The organism is Streptomyces hilarionis (genome assembly GCF_024539675.1).
In the GTDB taxonomy this organism is placed as follows: Bacteria; Actinomycetota; Actinomycetes; order Streptomycetales; family Streptomycetaceae; genus Streptomyces; species Streptomyces hilarionis.
The window spans coordinates 18,556-34,010 of the sequence record NZ_JAHHIT010000099.1 but is presented as its reverse complement, the minus strand read 5'-3'; the positions used below and the strand labels follow the sequence as shown (position 1 = coordinate 34,010).

Genomic DNA, 15,455 nt, shown 5'->3' with positions numbered 1-15,455 from the left:
GCGCACCCCCCGCCACCGCCGCCGGCGCCCCCTACGCCACCGGCTCGGACTTCGGCGCGGACTTCGCCTCCGGCCGGGCCCCCACAGGGGATCCGGCCGGGAAGGGGGCCGGCCTCGAAGCCGGCGCCGGGAGCGGCGCGGTCCGGGCGGCCGACGCCACCATGCCGCTGCGGGCGGTGCCCGGCGACGCGACCGTGCCGCTGCACACCGTCGCCCACGGCGGATCCGCACCCGACGCGACGACGGTGCTGCCCGCACCGCTGACCGCGTCCGCGTCCGCGCCCGACGCCGGTGACCTGAGCCTGTTCGAGACGGTGGACGTCGGGGCCGCGCCGCCGGACTTCGAGGAACCGCGCGGCTCACGCCGCCGGCGCACGCTGCTGATCGCGACGGCCGCCGCAGCGGTGGGCGTGGTGGCGGCCGCCGGGTTCACGACCGGACTGTTCTCCTACGACAAGCCCACGCGCGACCGGGCCGTCCCCGAGGACGTGCGGGCGGCCGTGCCGGACACCTCGACCGAGTCGGCCTCCGGCTCGCCCTCGTCGAGCCCCTCCGCGTCGCCGTCCCCCTCCGAGGCCTCGCCGTCCCCCTCCGAGAGCGCCAGCTCCTCGCCCTCCCCTTCGGCGTCGAGCGCCCCGCCCTCGGCGTCCCCGTCGTCGCAGGCGCCCCGCCCCACGCCCAGCGCCCGCGCGAGCGCCTCCCTGGCGCCCGGCAACGGAGCCGCCGGCGGACCGGCGGACCCGGCCGACGTCGTCGTCCTGCAACGCGGCGACAAGGGCGCCGAGGTGACCGAACTCCAACAGCGGTTGCGCCAGCTGTACCTCTACAACGGTCAGACCGACGGCACGTTCGGCAGTGAGGTCGAGGACGCCGTGCGCAACTACCAGTGGTCCCGGGGAACGACGTCGGACGGCCTCGGCGTCTACGGCGCGGCGACCCGCACGGCCCTGGAGGCCGAGACGCAGGAACCCTGAGCCCCCACACCGCCGGGATCACCGTCGGTCGTCACCGCCGCGATCACCGTCGGGATCACCGCAGGGATCACCGTCGGCCGAGGGTCGCCGTCGGCCGGCGCCAGGGTCGCCGTCGGAGCGCCGTCCGGGCGCCGCCGCGTGCCGCGCCCTCGGCGCGCGCCGTCAGGCCGTGCGGATGTGGAGGTGGACGCCGCCGTCCTCGGCGCGCTCCACGCGCACCTGGCGCAGATCGCGCACCAGCGCGTCCGGCGCGTGTGCCGCCGCGCGCGGTCCGACTCCCACGACGCGCATTCCGGCGGCGTGTCCGGCCGCGATGCCCGCCCCGGAGTCCTCGAACACCACACAGTCCGCCGGGGCGATCCCCAGCTCGGCGGCGCCCTTGAGGAAGCCCTCGGGGTCCGGCTTGCTCGCGCCGACCGACTCGGCGGTGATCCGCACGTCGGGCAGTCCCAGCCCGGCCGCGGCCATCCGCGCCGTGGACAGCGGGACGTCCGCCGAGGTGACCAGGGCGTGCGGGACGCCCCGCAGCGAGGCGAGGAACTCCGGCGCGCCCGGCACCGGAACGACGCCGTCCATGTCGGCGGTCTCCTGCGCCAGCATCCGCGCGTTGTCCGCGTGGTTGAGGCGCGCGGGCCGGTCGGGCAGCAGCACCGCCATCGAGGCGTGGCCCTGCCGGCCGTGGACGACCTTCATGACCTCGTCACCGTCGAGCCCGTGCGCGTCGGCCCAGCGCCGCCAGATCCGCTCGACGACGGCGTCGGAGTTCACGAGCGTGCCGTCCATGTCGAGCAGAAGGGCGCGGGCGGTCAGGACCGGCATCAACAGCTCCAGGTGTGTAGGGGACAAGGCGGCCCCGCCCGCCGGTCAGGGAAAACGGGCGGGAGCCACTTTGTTTTCTTACGGTACAAAACAATGCGGCCCCGCCGCCACCCCGGCCGGGACGGCGCGGGAAAGGTCCGGAAGGCGTTCACCCGGCGTTCAGCTCAGCCGGTGACCGCCTCCCACAGGCTCCACACCCCGAGGGCCAGCATCAGCAGCGCCGCGATCTGCGTGATCAGCTTCAGCGGCACCCGCTTCATCAGCGCCTTTCCGCCGACGATGCCGAGCCCGGCCACCGCCCACAGCGCGAGCACCGCGCCGAGGCCGACGGAGAGCGGGTCGTCGTAGCGGGCGGCGAGGTTCGCCGTCATGATCTGGGTGAGATCGCCGAACTCGGCGACCAGGATCAGCATGAAGCCCGCGCCCGCGACCTTCCAGAACGACTGGTCCTCGGGCCGCCGGATCTCCTCCTCGCCGTCGTCCTTCTTGAACATCAGCACGGCGGCGCCGCCCAGGAAGAGGACGCCGGTCAGCGCGTGGACGAGTTGCTGCGGCAGCAGCGTGAGGACGCTGCCGGCCGCGACGGCCAGCGCGACGTGCAGCGCGAAGGCGGCGGCGACGCCGGCGAAGACGTACGAGGCGCGGTAGCGGGTGCCGAGGACGAGGCCGGCCAGGGCGGTCTTGTCCGGCAGCTCGGCCAGGAAGACGACGCCGAAGACGACCGCCGTCACGGTGATGCTGATCAAGGTTCCTCAATCGGTCGGGAAGGCCGCCCCACCGAGAGTCCGCATGCTCTGACCAGACACCTCGGCAGGACAGCGCACACGTCACCCGTGCCGTGCGGCACGGGTGTGCACTGCTTGCCGAAGGTCTCGCTGGCCGGCCCGTACGACGGGCCTGCCTCCGGGCGCCGGCTCAGACGAGCTGAGCAGTATGTCGACGGTCCGGCGAAGAGCTACTCCCCTTCTGCGCTCCCCAGTGTACGAGACGGCCCGCGCGGCCGTTCCCGGAGATCGTTCCGTCGCACACCTTGTCGTGTCATGTGCGCGTCACTAGCTTCTAACCGGTCACACATCTCCCCGCAATGCGCGAGGGCGAGCATTCATCCGCTCGCACTCCAACACCCCGCCTCCCCCAACGGAGTTCGCATGTCGAAGTTCTACGCGCGTGGACGGCTGAGCGTACTCGCCGCCCTCACCGGTCTCATAGCCTCCGCCGGGCTCTTCACCGCCCCGACCGCCTCCGCCGCGCTGCCCACCCCGGTCAGCGCCGCCACCGCCCGGACCTACCTGGCGTCCCTCAGCGTGAAGACCGAGAACCGCACCGGCTACAGCCGCGACCTCTTCCCCACCTGGATCACCATCAGCGGCACCTGCAACACGCGCGAGTACATCCTCAAGCGGGACGGCTCGAACGTCGTCACCGACTCCGCCTGCACCGCGACCAGCGGCACCTGGTACTCCCCCTACGACGGGGCCACCTGGACCGCCGCCTCCGACCTCGACATCGACCACCTGGTCCCGCTCGCCGAGGCCTGGGACTCCGGGGCGAGCGCATGGACCACCGCCCGGCGGCAGTCCTTCGCCAACGACGTCACCCGCCCGCAGCTCCTGGCCGTCACGGACAACGTGAACCAGTCCAAGAGCGACCAGGACCCGGCCGAGTGGATGCCGTCCCTGACCTCGTACCGCTGCACCTACGTCCGCGCGTGGGTGCAGGTGAAGTACTACTACGGCCTCTCGGTCGACTCCGCGGAGAAGAGCGCGCTGACGAGCTACCTCGCCAACTGCTGACGCCTCCCCGACCGGGCCGAGCGCCCTCCCGACCGAACCCGACCACCGGGATCTCCCCGTGACCCTCCGTCGTTCCGTACCGTACGGGGCGACGGAGGAGGGTGATCGCATGGCCGAACTGCGGCTGGGTCCACTGCTGAGGTACGCCGAGGGCTCCACGGCGACGGTCTGGGTCGAGGCGAGCCGCCCGTGCACCGCCGAGGTGCGCTGCGCCGACGGCGCGGGCGGCAGCGCCGCGACCTTCCAGGTGGCCGGCCACCACTACGCGCTGGTCGAGGTCGGCGGCCTGACCCCGGGCACGGAGACGGCGTACGAGGTCTTCCTCGACGACGCGCCCGTGTGGCCGCTGCCCGACTCCCGCTTCCCGCCCTCGCGGATCCGCACCCTGGCCGCCGACGCGGCACAGGTGCGCGTCGCGTTCGGCTCGTGCCGCTGGGCCGCGCCCCCGGCCGGCGGCAAGGACCCCGTCGGTCCCGACGCCCTGGACAGCCTGGCCCTGCGGCTCGCGGCCGACCCGGCGGGCGAGCGGCCCGACGTGCTGCTCCTGCTGGGCGACCAGGTCTACGCCGACGAGATCTCCGACGCCACCAAGGAGAAGATCGCCGCCCGCCGGGGGCTCGACGACGCACCCGGGGCCGAGGTCGCCGACTACGAGGAGTACACCTGGCTCTACTACGAGTCCTGGCTCGACCCCGAGGTGCGCTGGCTGCTGTCCACCGTACCCAGCTGCATGGTCTTCGACGACCACGACGTCATCGACGACTGGAACACCTCCGCCGCGTGGCTGGCCGACATGCGGTCCACGCCGTGGTGGCACGAGCGGCTGATGAGCGGCCTGATGTCGTACTGGGTGCACCAGCACCTCGGCAACCTGACCCCGGCCGAGCTGGCCGCCGACCCGCTCTACGCGGCCGTGCGCGAGGCCGCCGACGGCACCGGCCCGCTGCGTGACTTCGCCGGCCGCGCCGACACCGACCCCGCCTCCGTGCGCTGGAGCTACCGGCGCGACTTCGGGCCCGTGCGGCTGCTCATGGTCGACAGCCGGGCCGCCCGCGTGCTCGAGGAGGACGAACGCTCGATGCTCGACCCCGGCGAGCGGACCTGGCTGCGCGAGCAGGCCCTCGACGGCCTCGGCTCCTACGACCACCTCCTGATCGGCACCTCGCTGCCCTGGCTGCTGCCGCACCTGGTGCACGACGCCGAGGAGTGGGACGCGGCCCTGTGCCGGGGCGAGCGCGGGGCGCGCTGGGCCCGGTTCGGCGAGAAACTGCGACGCGGGGCGGACCTGGAGCACTGGGCGGCCTTTCCGCGCTCGTTCACCGCGCTCGCGGACCTGATCGCCGAGATCGGCACCGGCAGCCGGGCGCCGGCGAGCGTGCTGGTGCTGTCGGGCGACGTCCATCACGCGTACGCGGCCGAGCCGCACTGGCCCGACGGGACCGGCCCGGACGCACGGGTGCTGCAACTCACCTGTTCCCCCGTGCACAACTCCGTTCCGCCGTCGATCCGGCTGGGCTTCCGGTTCGGGTGGAGCGGGGCGGCCCGTGCGCTCGGCCGCCGGCTGCGCCGCCACGGCCACTGCCCCCGCCCGCCGGTCAGCTGGCGCAGGACGGGCGGACCCTGGTTCGGCAACCAGCTCATGTCCCTGACGCTGCGCGGCCGTTCGGCCCGCCTACGGCTGGAGCGGGCCCGCGCGGACGGACGGCTGGCGACCGTGACGGAGTCCGACCTCACCCCGTGACACGGACGGGGCGGCGGGGCGGCGGGGCGGCGGGGCGGCGGCCCAGGATGCCCGCTATCTGAGGGTTGGTCAGAAAGCTTTGCCTGCAAGCAGGTTGAGGTCATTTGACGTCCCCCGGCTCACCAACGTCGAGGAAGGGCGCGCATCGGGACGACCCCCGGGTGCGCCCTCCCAGGGGTGGATTCGGTCACACTTTCGGACGCGGACGGGGTGAACGCGGGGCGCACAACGTGCGGTGACCAGGGAAAGAGGGCTCCCAGGGGGACTCGAGCCATGGCCAGAAGTTGAACTTGCAAGCATCAATCCGGTCCCCCTACGGTGAATCGCTGATTCGGTACCGCCCCCACCGACCGGTCCTCTCCCCGTCACGGACCGGCCCGACCAGAGCCGAAGGAGCACCCCCCGCCATGTCCGCTCGTCTCAACACCGCACAGCCCTACGCCGTGGGCCTTTTCCGCATCGTCGTGGGCCTGCTGTTCGCCTGCCACGGCGCCGCCTCCCTGTTCGGCGTCCTCGGCGGCGCCCTCGGCAAGGGCGGCACCATCGACTCCGGGACCTGGCCCGGCTGGTATGCGGCCGTGATCCAGCTCGTCTGCGGCACGCTGGTCATGCTCGGCCTGGGCACCCGGGCCGCCGCGTTCCTGGCGTCGGGCTCGATGGCCTACGCCTACTTCCACGTGCACCAGCCCAACGCCCTGTGGCCGATCCAGAACGGCGGCGAGGCCTCCGCGATGTTCTGCTGGGCCTTCCTCCTGCTGGTGTTCACCGGTTCGGGCGCCCTGGGCCTGGACCGCCTCCTCGCGAGCCGCACGAGCCCGCAGCGGGAACCCGCGACGCGCGAGGCCACCGTCTCCGCCTGACCGCCGCCCGGCCGCGGCCCGGTCCGCTCTCGTCGACGACCCGACGACCCGACGGCCGCGCAGTCCGCACACCGGCCGCGACGCACGCCACCCGGGCCCTCGCCGCCCGGGTGGCCGCCGTTCCGGGCCGGCCCGGGAACCGTCCGCCCCGAATCCCCGCCGGTACCCGCCCGTTCCGGCACGGCGACGGATCCCCGCGTGAACGTGGTGTGCCGAACACATGCGCCCCCCGTGAATCACCTGTCCCACCCCCGGCGTACGCTGTAGGGCTGTCATTGGCCGCACCTGCCGCTCCCCCGCGACACAGCGGCAAGTCGGGCCGTCACGGGGGAGACACGGGGAGTGTGCGGTGTTGGAGAGTGTGGGGGCGTTGCTCGGCAGCCCTTGGATCTACGCGCTGGTGGGCCTGTCGGTCCTCCTCGACGTGTTCCTGCCGGTGCTGCCCAGCGGAGTGCTCGTCATCACGGCCGCGACGGCCGCGGCGGCGGGCTCGGGCGCGGCGACCGGCCAGGTCCCGCACGACGTCCCGGACATCATGGTGCTGATCCTCTCCGCGACGACCGCCTCGGTGCTGGGCGACCTTGTCGCCTACCGGCTGGCCTGGCGCGGCGGCGAGCGTCTGGACCGGGCGATCTCGCGCTCCCGTCGGCTGACCACCGCGCAGGAACGTCTCGGCGGCGCGCTGGCGCGGGGCGGCGGCGCCCTGGTCGTCCTGGCCCGGTTCGCCCCGGCCGGGCGTTCCGTCGTCTCCCTCATCGCGGGCGCCGCGCATCGCCGGCCCCGCGACTTCCTCCCGTGGTCCGCGCTGGCCGGGCTCTCCTGGGCGGGCTACAGCGTCGCCCTCGGCTACTTCGGCGCCCAGTGGCTGGGCACCACCTGGGTGGCCACCGGAGTGTCGGTGCTCGCCCTGTTCGGCGCGGGCGCGGGCGCCGCCTTCCTGATGCGCCGCCGGCCCGCCTGACGGACCGCACGGCCGCGGTAGCCGTCACCCCGCCGCGAGGCCTGCCCGTCGACTCGCCCGACGTCGCCGCCGACGCGCGCCGGGCAGGCGGGTGCCCGGCGCGAGGCCGCCGGGCCACGTGGTTCACGGCGCACGGCTGTCCGGGCCGCCCCGGCAGGACGCCGGCCGGAGCACCCCGGAAAGCCGACGGACGGCAGGGGACGAGGCCGTGCCCCGGCCGTCGGGACCCTCAAGCGGCGCGCGGCCGTCGGAACCGTGACACGGCCACCGGGGGCCGTCAGGCGGCCGTCGGGCGGTGCGACCCGCGCACCTCCAGGCCGTCCAGCAGGTCCGCGGTGGCCGCGGCCACGGCCTCGACCGCCCTGTCGAACACCTCCCGGTTGTGTTCGGCCGGCGCCCGGAACCCGGACACCTTGCGGACGTACTGAAGGGCCGCGGCGCGGATCTCGTCCTCGGTCGCCTCCTCGGGCAGCGCGGGCGGACGCAACGTCTTGATACTCCGGCACATACTCCGAGTCTCCCTCCTTCAGGCCTCGATCGCGTTCGCCGTCACCGCGTGGAAGGCGCGGGGGCCGGCCGACCGGGGCCAGTCGTCCGGGACCGGTCCTCCCGGCCCGTCTGCGTGGCTGTTCTTCGGGCCCGTCAGCGGGCCGTTGTCCGAGGGCGCCCGCGGGGCCGCTCCTCGGGGCACGGTCTTCGTGGCGGGTCGTCCTACCGGTCGTGCCGGTTCGTCGTGGGGCCGGGCCGGGAACCGTTCGCCGGGGCTGCGCGCAGGTCGACGCACCAGTCGTTGGATCTGATCCAGTTGCCCTTGGGGTACTCGAAGTCCGCCTGCCCGAGCAGGGTGAACCCCGCTCGGCGGCACACGCCGTTGGACGCGGGGTGGTCGACGGCGGGGAACGCGTGCAGAGCGCCGTGGCCGCCCGCCCGCCGGACGACGGCCACGAGGGCCCGCGCCGCCGACGCGGCGAGGCCTCTGCCCTGGAACTCGGGCAGGATGCCCCAGCCCGTCTCCCACACCGTCCCGCCGCGCCACTCGCGCTCCCAGTACCCGATCGAGCCGACGCTCTCCCCGCCGTCCGCGAGCGTCACCCGGTACATGCGCCCGGCGGACGGCTCGACGTAGCGCCGCTGCCGGTCGGCGAGCTTCTCCTCGCTCTCCGGTCCGCCCAGATGCTCGGTCATCTCAGGGCTGTTGGTCCGCCGCAGCAGCCAGAAGTCGCCCTCCGACCAGGGGGTCAACCGCACGCGCTCCACGCCCGATCCGTCCATGGCCACCACACTAGAGCCAGGGTCTGACAGCGCCGTCCGGACCGCAGTACGATCATGGTCGAACGCGTCGAGGGGGCCGTCACGCCATCGTGGCCGTCGTGCCACCGCGACTGCCGCGGACGACCGGCGGAAGGGGAACCGTGGACGAACGGCGAACGAGCGGACCGGAACCGGGCTCCCCGCCCCCCGTGCTCGCCTACGACGGGGACTGCGGCTTCTGCCAGTCCTGCGTCGACCGGATCCGGTCCCTGGCCGCGCCGGCGCTGGAGGCGGTCCCCTGGCAGTTCCTGCCCGAGGAGTCGACCGCGGCGCATCGCGCGCGCCTGGACCGGGAGGTCCTGCTGCTGCGCGGCTCCACGGTCGTCGCGGGCGGGGCGGACGCGGTGGCCCGCTGGCTGGGCTCCTCGCCGTCCGCCGGATACCGGGTGGCGGGGGCCGTGCCGCGGCTGCCCGGCGTTCGCGCCTGCGCGCGCGTGGTCTACCGCGCGGTGGCCCGCAACCGGCACCGTCTGCCCGGCGGAACACCCGCCTGCGCCCTGCCCCGCGTGGGCGCGAGGTGAGCCCTCTGGCGCGTCCCCGGGTCCCGACCTGCGTCCTGTCGTCCTCGGCCGCCCCCGTGCTCGCGGACGGTCACGCGGTGGACCGTTACGTGGAGATCGGTTCGCTCACCAAGGTCGTCACCGGCACGGTGCTGGTGCGGATGGCCGCCGCCGGGATCCTCTCCCTCGACGACCCGGTCGAACGCTGGCTCCCCGAGGCCCCCGCGACCGGGATCACCCTCCTCCACCTGGCCCGCCACACCTCCGGCCTGCCCCGGCTCCCACCGGGCCGAATGCCCCGCCGCGACCCGTACGCCCCGTTCGACGCCCCGGCCCTGCGGGCGCTCCTGCCGCGCCTGGACACGCTCGTCGGCGACCCGCCCGGCGAGCGGGAGGAGTACTCCAACCTCGGGTACGCGGTCCTCGGCGCAGCCCTGGAAGCCGCCGCCTCCGGAGCCTCGTACCAGGAACTGGTGGACGCCTACGTCCTGGGCCCGCTGGGCGTCACCGAGGTCGCCGTGCGTCCCGACCCGGAGCGGAGGCTGCTCGCGCCCAGGAGGTTCGGCGGCCGGCACACGCCCTGGACGATGACCGGCGCGATCCTCCCCGCCGGCGGCCTGTGGGCCACGCCGCGGGCCGTGGCCGACCTCGTCGTCCGGCTGCTGGTCGAGCGCCGGCTGGGTGATCCCGCGCCGTCCTGGCAGGTGGCCGGTGGGCTGCTCTGGCACAACGGGGCCACGCGACACGCCTCGCTGTTCACCGGGGCTCTGGAGGACGGGAGTTGGGTGCTCGTCCATCGCCTCGGCGCGGACCCGGAGGGCACCGACGAGCTCGGCGTGGAGACCCTCCGCGCGGGCCTGGCGGGCGCCGGTCCCGAGGCGTCGCCCGCCCCCAGTTAATCGAACAGACGTTCACACAAACACCCCGGAGAAGCTCGCGACTCAAATTCGAACAGGCGTACCATTGCCGGGTGGCTACGACCTATGACTTTCCCAGCGACCTGCGCGCCGGCCAGGAGGAGCTGCATCAGGTCCGGGCCGAGCTGTCGGCCCTGCTGAAGCGGCTCCCCTGGTCGGTCGAGCCGCTGGACGGCTTCAGCGACGCCGGCGGCTGGCGCAAGACGGAGCGCCCCGCCTCCCCCGGCTGGACGGCCGACGAACAGGCCGAGGTGGAGAAGCTGCGCCGCCGGGAGCACGAGCTGGCGGTGTTCGTGACGTGCCATCGCTTCTGGGCCGAGGTCGCCGCCGCCGAGCGGGTCGACGCCCGCATGGGCCTCAAGCATGCCCACGAGTCGCCGCGCCCGGACGACGACTGACGTCGGGCGCCCCGATCGGGTGAATGCCGCCCCCGACGGCAACCGCACGGCTCCTCCCCCCTGTTGTGCACCACGCACGTCTGTTGTGCACCACGCACGTCACGTTCATCCCAGGGGGCGCCATGAGCCGGCAGTACCCGCAGCAGCCGCCGTACGCGCAGCAGCCGCAGCAGCCGCAGCCGAAGAAACGAGGCGTCGGCAAGATCGCCGGTCTCGGGTGCGCCGGAATCCTCGTCCTACTCGTCGTCGGCGGCATCGCGACGGGCGGCGGCAAGGGCGACCCGGTCGACCACAGCGCCAAGGACAAGGCCGTGGCCGCGCCGAACGACTCGGCGAAGGAGGCCGCCGGGCGGGAGAAGGCCCCGGCCGAGCGCTCGCGGACGCAGGCCGAGGAGTTCCGGGCCTGCGTCCTGAAGAGCGGCACGCCCACCGAGAAGTCCGCGGTCGCGCACGTCACCAAGGTCACCGGCGCGGACAAGCGCAACGACGTCCTCGACGCCCCGGAGGTGTTCACGGACTTCTCCGGCGGTCTCGCGGGCCCGCACCAGGGCGAGGGAAAGCTGATCGCCTCCGCGTTCACCTCGTGCTACGAGTCCGACAACGGACTGGTGACCGTGTACGACAGGAACGGCGAGGTTCTCGCCAACGCGAACTACTGAGCGCGGGACGCCGGTGCGATCGGCGCGGGTGACGGCCGCGGCCCTCCGGAAGGATCCGGAGGGCCGCGGCCGGCGACGCCTCGCGCCGGCGTCGTCCTCGGTGGGCGCGGACGGTTTCGAACCGCCGACATCCTGCTTGTAAGGCAGGCGCTCTACCCCTGAGCTACGCACCCGAGACGAGTCGACAGCCTACATCGCCCGGGGCCGTGCCCCGCAAACCCCTGTCGGGGGTTAACCCCACCCCATGTCCGGGAGTGTGCCGGATCGTTCGGCCCGCCCGGTCTCCCTAGGGTCGTGAGCACAACGTCCGGCACGTCCAGGGGGAGACCACCATGGCCCGCACGACCCTTTCCGCCCGCGCGGTCCTCGTCACCGCGGCCGTCGCGGCCCTCGCCGCCGGGGCCACCGGCTGCGGCGCCTCCGCCGCGGACGACGAGCACCCCGACCACCGTTCCTTCGCCCTCCAGGGCGCCACCCTCACGATCGACTCGGACGACTCGGCGCTGGAGATCGTCGCGTCGGACGCGGCGAAGACGGGCGCGGTCGCCGTCACCCGGTGGTTCGAGGGGTCCGTCGCCGTCGGCGAGAGCCCGAAGGTGACCTGGTCGATGAAGGACGACCGGCTGACGCTGCGGATGCACTGTTCCGGCGTGATCGCCGACTGCTCCGCCAGACATCGCGTCGAGGTGCCCCGGGGCGTCGCCGTGAAGGTCGAGGACGACGACGGCAGCGTCCGCGCGCGGGGCTTCCGGGACGCGCTCAGCGTGCACGCCCAGGACGGCTCCGTGCACGTCACCGACTCCAGCGGGCCGCTGGACCTGCGCACCGAGGACGGCTCCGTGCGGGCCGAGGTCGCCTCGCGCTCGGTGCGCACCCGCACCGAGGACGGCTCGGTCCGCCTCGACCTGAGCGCCGTGCCGGACCGGGTGGACTCGGTCAGCGGGGACGGGTCCGTGACCATCGCGCTGCCCGCGGCCGCGTACCGGGTGACCACGAAGACCGACGACGGCGGGGTGGACGTGACGGTGCCGCGCGACGCCTCCAGCGCCCACGTGGTGAGCGCCCGCACCGCCGACGGCAAAGTCACGGTCGGGAACGCGAACTAACGGGCCCGTGTGTTCGTCCTTAACCGGTGGGAGAATGGCACCGGGCAAGGCGGATGACAGCACGGGAGAGGGATGTGACGGCGACACCATCGCAGCCGTATTCGCCGTCGAAGCCGCGCGCACGGGTCCGTGCCCTGGGCGACTCCCTCACCCTCGTCGCGCTTCCCCTCGTGCTCGCCCTCGCGCTGCCCGCCGCGTTCGCCGGCGGAGGCACCCGGCGCTGGTTCGGCGGGCGGGCGGAGGGCCAGCGGGCGGAGGCCCAGGCGGCGAAGGACGCGGCGGCGACCGCGTTCTACGAGCTGGACAGCGCCCAGCGGGACCTGCGGATCTCGATCGAGACGATCCGGGCGGTGGACGACACCCCGGCGGCCCGCCGCGCGGTCTCCGACTTCGAGGCCGTCGGCCGGCGCATCGACGAGGTCAGCAGCCAGTACATCGACGCCGTCGACGCCCACGACCTCGACCGGGACGACCTGGAGGCCGCCGCGGCCTCCCAGGCGCGCACACAACTGACCCGCGCCAAGGACGAGCTGGTGCGCGTCAAGCGGGAACTGGACCGCTTCGCCGAGGGGCTCGGCCCGCTGCTCGGCAAGGCGGAGACCCAGCTCGCCCGCCTCGCGCCCGCAGTGGAGCGGGCCCGGCAGGCGCTGCTGGCGGCGTCGAACGCGCTGGACGCCGTGCGGGAGAGCGGGCTGCGGGCGGACGACCTCGCGGCGCGGCTGGCCGCCCTGGCGCCCGAGCTGACGAAGCTGAACGAGGGTGCGGGCCGGCACGGGGTGGCGCTCACCCTGGAGCGGGCGGAGCGCGTCTCGCGGGAGGCCGAGGCGGTCCGTGCGGAGGCCGGGCGGCTGCCGGAGCGGGCCGCCGAGACCGACCACCGGCTGGTCTCGCTGCGTACCCGCGCGCAGGCGCTGACGACCCGCTCGGAGCAGGTGGAGCCGATCCTGAGCGAGCTGCGGCGGCGCTTCTCGGCCGCGTGCTGGCAGGACCTCCAGCACGTCCCCGAGCAGGCCGGGGAGCACGTCCGGCAGGCCGAGGCCAAGCTGAAGGAGGCGCAGGCGGCCCGCGACGCGCAGCGGTGGCCGGACGCCACCTCGCTGTTGTCGACGGCCCGCGCTCTGCTCAACACCACGGACGAGGCGGTCTCGGCCGCCGGTGACCGGCTGGCCAGGCTGAACGCGGTCCAGAAGGACCCGCAGGCGGAGATCGACCGGACCAGGTTCGCGATCCGGGACGCCCAGCGGCTGGCCATGGCGGGCCGCAACACGCCCGATCCGCGGCACGCGCGTCCGCTCGACGACGCGGTGGGGCGGCTGGAGCGGGCGATCGGCACGCTGGAGGGCCGGCACCCCGACTACTGGCACTTCCTGACCGAGGCGGAGGCCGTCCGGCGGGCGGTCGCCGACGTGGTGGCCCGCATCCGCGAGGAGCGCGGCGGGGCCGGGCACTGACGGCCGCGCGGGGCGGAGCGGGACGAGGGCGGGAGGAGGGCCCGGGGGCCGGGCGGGGCGCCGCGTCCGCGTTGCCCGTGGCGCTCCACGGGCGGATATTGAGTGGGGTACGGCCTCGTCGGCATGTTCCACGCCGGCTTGTCTCACCCTCCGGGAGGCGGAGATGGCGACACACGCGGTGCGTTCCGAGTCGAGGCGGCGTATCCGGTTCAACGACCATCTGCCGCTCGACCACCGGTTGAACCTGGTCTACCGGATCGGCGCCGGGCTCATGGGCCTCGGTCTGCTCGTCTTCGGGATCTTCGGCATCATCGACAAGATCGGCTTCTTCGACACCGGTGGGGACCAGGTGTGGAGCCTCAACACCAACGGCGCGCTGAGCTGGCTGTCGGTGGGCGTGGGGCTGTTGCTCTTCGTGGGCATGGTGATCGGCGGGAACTTCGCGTCCACGCTGAACATGACGCTCGGCGTCCTGTTCATCCTCAGCGGGTTCCTCAACATGGCCCTGTTGCAGACGGACTACAACTTCCTGGCCTTCGAGATCCAGAACTGCATGCTCAGCTTCGTGATCGGGATCCTGCTGATGGTCTTCGGGATGTACGGCAGGGTGGGGTCCGCCCTGCCGCACGACAACCCCTACTGGCGGTCCCGCCACCCCGACCTCGCGGAGGAGCAGGACCGCCGACGGGAGCTCGGGGAGAACCGGCCTCCCTCGTCGCCCCCGTCGTCCGATCAGGTGCGGTAGGCGTAGAAGTACGCGGTCGGGTACGACGAGACGAGGCTCGACACCGACCTGCGCAGGGTGTTGTTCGAGTGGTACGTCACGTACGGCACGCCGTTGCTCTTGGCGGTGACGATCATCGTGTGGTCCTTGGACCCGTCGCGGTCGAAGTCCATCTGGAGGACGTCGCCGACCTCGAGCTGGTACACGTTGGCGAGGGGGGTGGTGCGCTTGGAGTTCTGCGCGAACCAGGACCACTCGTTGACGCCGACGAACGAGTCCGACTGGATGTCGGCGTTGCCGAACCACTTGGTGTAGTCGTACACGTAGCCCGGGACGTGCTTCCAGCCGCCGGCCTTCAGGGACTGGCTGACGAAGTTGGTGCAGTCGCCGCCCGCGGTGTGGTTGTTGAAGTCCGGGTAGTCCTTGTTGTACGTGTACACGTACTTCTCGGCGTAGGCCGCCATCGCCTTGTAGTCGTAGGCGGTGCCGGTCTTCGGGACGGCCGGCGGGTTCCAGGTGGTCGCCGCGCGCTTCGCGTTCGGCATGGTGTCGTCGGCGGTCGTCGCCGTCTTGACCGAGACCGGCTTGGACAGCGTGTTCACCGCGAGGCCACCCTGGTCGGTGTCCTTGATGGTGGTGAGCTGCCAGGTGCCCTGCCGGTCGGCCTTGAACGTCAGCTCGTGCCTGGCCTGGAAACCGGTGCTCTTCGGCGCGTTGCCACGGGTCTGCGCGTAGGTCAGGGTCGTGGTCTCGGTGACGTCCGCCTTGGCCGTGCGGCCGGTCACGCGCGTGGCGTTCAGGGTGACGGTCGTGGAGGCCTTGGCGTACTTCTCGCCGGCCTTCGCCAGCTTGTCCTTGCGCTTCCCGAGGGAGGACAAGGTGGCGTCCTCGGTGCGGGCCGTGCCGGAGGACAGCTTGACGTCGCCGGAGAACCCGTTGGTCAACGGCTTGTCCCGGTCGCCCTGCGCGCCGGTGACCAGGGCGTCCGTGCGGTCGGTGAAGACCGCGTCGGCGAGACGCTGGAAGGTGGCCTTGGTCCGCGCGTCGACCGTGGGGTCGTCGACGACCGCGGCCCCCGCGGACCAGTTGGGCAGCAGTGCGACTCCGGCGACGACCGAGGTCGCGGCTGCCCCGAGTATCGTGACGCGGCGGCGCGTGCCGCTCAATTTCCTTGACTTCACTGGTGTTTCCCCTCTTGCCCCGGCGGAGGGATGCCGGGAGGGCATCTTTGCACGGGGTGT

Annotated in this window: 17 protein-coding genes and 1 tRNA gene; 12 read left to right on the top strand and 6 right to left on the bottom strand. The window is 73.4% G+C overall.

What is annotated here, in order from left to right; all coding sequences use genetic code 11:
- The coding region (locus KMS84_RS23955; RefSeq protein WP_285893896.1) for a peptidoglycan-binding domain-containing protein at positions 1–974 on the top strand (974 nt) is incomplete at its 5' end.
- A 162-nt stretch (positions 975–1,136) separates the two neighbouring features.
- On the opposite strand, the gene KMS84_RS23950 is transcribed toward KMS84_RS23955, so the two are convergent.
- Together KMS84_RS23950 and KMS84_RS23945 are read right to left on the bottom strand one after the other, a co-directional pair.
- Positions 1,137–1,793 carry an HAD-IA family hydrolase gene (locus KMS84_RS23950; protein WP_256918490.1) on the bottom strand — a complete coding sequence of 219 codons (657 nt, stop codon included), beginning with the start codon at positions 1,791–1,793 and terminating at the stop codon, positions 1,137–1,139.
- A gap of 164 nt (positions 1,794–1,957) precedes the next feature.
- The gene (locus KMS84_RS23945) at positions 1,958–2,539 is read right to left on the bottom strand and encodes a TMEM165/GDT1 family protein (protein ID WP_256918489.1); all 582 of its coding nucleotides are present in this window, start codon (positions 2,537–2,539) and stop codon (positions 1,958–1,960) included.
- A gap of 402 nt (positions 2,540–2,941) precedes the next feature.
- Here KMS84_RS23945 and KMS84_RS23940 point away from each other — a divergent pair, with 402 nt between their 5' ends.
- From KMS84_RS23940 to KMS84_RS23925, 4 genes are all read left to right on the top strand, one after another.
- Positions 2,942–3,586, top strand: coding sequence for an HNH endonuclease family protein (locus tag KMS84_RS23940; RefSeq protein ID WP_256918488.1), 645 nt, complete (start codon positions 2,942–2,944; stop codon positions 3,584–3,586).
- A gap of 109 nt (positions 3,587–3,695) precedes the next feature.
- A complete protein-coding gene (locus KMS84_RS23935; RefSeq protein ID WP_256918487.1) occupies positions 3,696–5,327 on the top strand; it encodes an alkaline phosphatase D family protein in 1,632 nt (543 codons plus the stop codon).
- A 407-nt stretch (positions 5,328–5,734) separates the two neighbouring features.
- Entirely contained in the window at positions 5,735–6,187 is a 453-nt protein-coding gene (locus tag KMS84_RS23930) for a DoxX family protein (RefSeq protein WP_256918486.1), read from the top strand.
- A gap of 349 nt (positions 6,188–6,536) precedes the next feature.
- Complete coding sequence (locus KMS84_RS23925; protein ID WP_256918485.1) at positions 6,537–7,148, top strand: DedA family protein; 612 nt, start codon at positions 6,537–6,539, stop codon at positions 7,146–7,148.
- A 277-nt stretch (positions 7,149–7,425) separates the two neighbouring features.
- On the opposite strand, the gene KMS84_RS23920 is transcribed toward KMS84_RS23925, so the two are convergent.
- Both KMS84_RS23920 and KMS84_RS23915 read right to left on the bottom strand, forming a co-directional pair.
- A complete protein-coding gene (locus KMS84_RS23920; protein ID WP_256908218.1) occupies positions 7,426–7,656 on the bottom strand; it encodes a DUF2277 domain-containing protein in 231 nt (76 codons plus the stop codon).
- 203 nt (positions 7,657–7,859) lie between these two features.
- Positions 7,860–8,420 carry a GNAT family N-acetyltransferase gene (locus KMS84_RS23915; protein WP_256918484.1) on the bottom strand — a complete coding sequence of 187 codons (561 nt, stop codon included), beginning with the start codon at positions 8,418–8,420 and terminating at the stop codon, positions 7,860–7,862.
- A 140-nt stretch (positions 8,421–8,560) separates the two neighbouring features.
- Here KMS84_RS23915 and KMS84_RS23910 point away from each other — a divergent pair, with 140 nt between their 5' ends.
- From KMS84_RS23910 to KMS84_RS23895, 4 genes are all read left to right on the top strand, one after another.
- Complete coding sequence (locus tag KMS84_RS23910; RefSeq protein ID WP_256918483.1) at positions 8,561–8,980, top strand: thiol-disulfide oxidoreductase DCC family protein; 420 nt, start codon at positions 8,561–8,563, stop codon at positions 8,978–8,980.
- 77 nt (positions 8,981–9,057) lie between these two features.
- Entirely contained in the window at positions 9,058–9,858 is an 801-nt protein-coding gene (locus KMS84_RS23905) for a serine hydrolase domain-containing protein (protein WP_308287976.1), read from the top strand.
- A 71-nt stretch (positions 9,859–9,929) separates the two neighbouring features.
- Complete coding sequence (locus KMS84_RS23900) at positions 9,930–10,274, top strand: DUF8825 domain-containing protein (RefSeq protein WP_256918482.1); 345 nt, start codon at positions 9,930–9,932, stop codon at positions 10,272–10,274.
- Positions 10,275–10,396: 122 nt separating this feature from the next.
- Entirely contained in the window at positions 10,397–10,933 is a 537-nt protein-coding gene (locus KMS84_RS23895) for a hypothetical protein (RefSeq protein WP_256918481.1), read from the top strand.
- A gap of 101 nt (positions 10,934–11,034) precedes the next feature.
- Here KMS84_RS23895 and KMS84_RS23890 read toward each other — a convergent pair.
- A tRNA-Val gene (locus KMS84_RS23890) sits at positions 11,035–11,106 on the bottom strand.
- 159 nt (positions 11,107–11,265) lie between these two features.
- On the opposite strand from KMS84_RS23890, the gene KMS84_RS23885 reads away from it, so the two are divergent.
- The 3 genes from KMS84_RS23885 to KMS84_RS23875 all read left to right on the top strand — a co-directional run bounded on the left by KMS84_RS23885 (position 11,266) and on the right by KMS84_RS23875 (position 14,235).
- Positions 11,266–12,039, top strand: coding sequence for a DUF4097 family beta strand repeat-containing protein (locus tag KMS84_RS23885; RefSeq protein WP_256918480.1), 774 nt, complete (start codon positions 11,266–11,268; stop codon positions 12,037–12,039).
- 74 nt (positions 12,040–12,113) lie between these two features.
- Positions 12,114–13,490, top strand: a complete 1,377-nt coding sequence (locus KMS84_RS23880; RefSeq protein WP_256918479.1) for a coiled-coil domain-containing protein — start codon at positions 12,114–12,116, stop codon at positions 13,488–13,490.
- A 163-nt stretch (positions 13,491–13,653) separates the two neighbouring features.
- On the top strand, positions 13,654–14,235 hold the full coding sequence (locus KMS84_RS23875) for a DUF4383 domain-containing protein (RefSeq protein ID WP_256918478.1): 582 nt from the start codon (positions 13,654–13,656) through the stop codon (positions 14,233–14,235).
- Here the strand turns inward: KMS84_RS23875 and KMS84_RS23870 are convergent.
- On the bottom strand, positions 14,223–15,395 hold the full coding sequence (locus tag KMS84_RS23870; RefSeq protein ID WP_256918477.1) for an amidase domain-containing protein: 1,173 nt from the start codon (positions 15,393–15,395) through the stop codon (positions 14,223–14,225). The two genes, KMS84_RS23875 and KMS84_RS23870, sit on opposite strands and share 13 nt — an antisense overlap.
- Positions 15,396–15,455 lie beyond the last annotated feature (60 nt).

Excerpts from the sequence above, each read along its gene's own strand:
- KMS84_RS23950 (WP_256918490.1), bottom strand. The coding sequence starts at position 1,793 with ATGCCGGTCCTGACCGCCCGCGCCCTTCTGCTCGACATGGACGGCACG.
- KMS84_RS23940 (WP_256918488.1), top strand. The coding sequence starts at position 2,942 with ATGTCGAAGTTCTACGCGCGTGGACGGCTGAGCGTACTCGCCGCCCTC.
- KMS84_RS23935 (WP_256918487.1), top strand. The coding sequence starts at position 3,696 with ATGGCCGAACTGCGGCTGGGTCCACTGCTGAGGTACGCCGAGGGCTCC.
- KMS84_RS23930 (WP_256918486.1), top strand. The coding sequence starts at position 5,735 with ATGTCCGCTCGTCTCAACACCGCACAGCCCTACGCCGTGGGCCTTTTC.
- KMS84_RS23920 (WP_256908218.1), bottom strand. The coding sequence starts at position 7,656 with ATGTGCCGGAGTATCAAGACGTTGCGTCCGCCCGCGCTGCCCGAGGAG.
- KMS84_RS23915 (WP_256918484.1), bottom strand. The coding sequence starts at position 8,420 with ATGGACGGATCGGGCGTGGAGCGCGTGCGGTTGACCCCCTGGTCGGAG.
- KMS84_RS23895 (WP_256918481.1), top strand. The coding sequence starts at position 10,397 with ATGAGCCGGCAGTACCCGCAGCAGCCGCCGTACGCGCAGCAGCCGCAG.
- KMS84_RS23885 (WP_256918480.1), top strand. The coding sequence starts at position 11,266 with ATGGCCCGCACGACCCTTTCCGCCCGCGCGGTCCTCGTCACCGCGGCC.
- KMS84_RS23875 (WP_256918478.1), top strand. The coding sequence starts at position 13,654 with ATGGCGACACACGCGGTGCGTTCCGAGTCGAGGCGGCGTATCCGGTTC.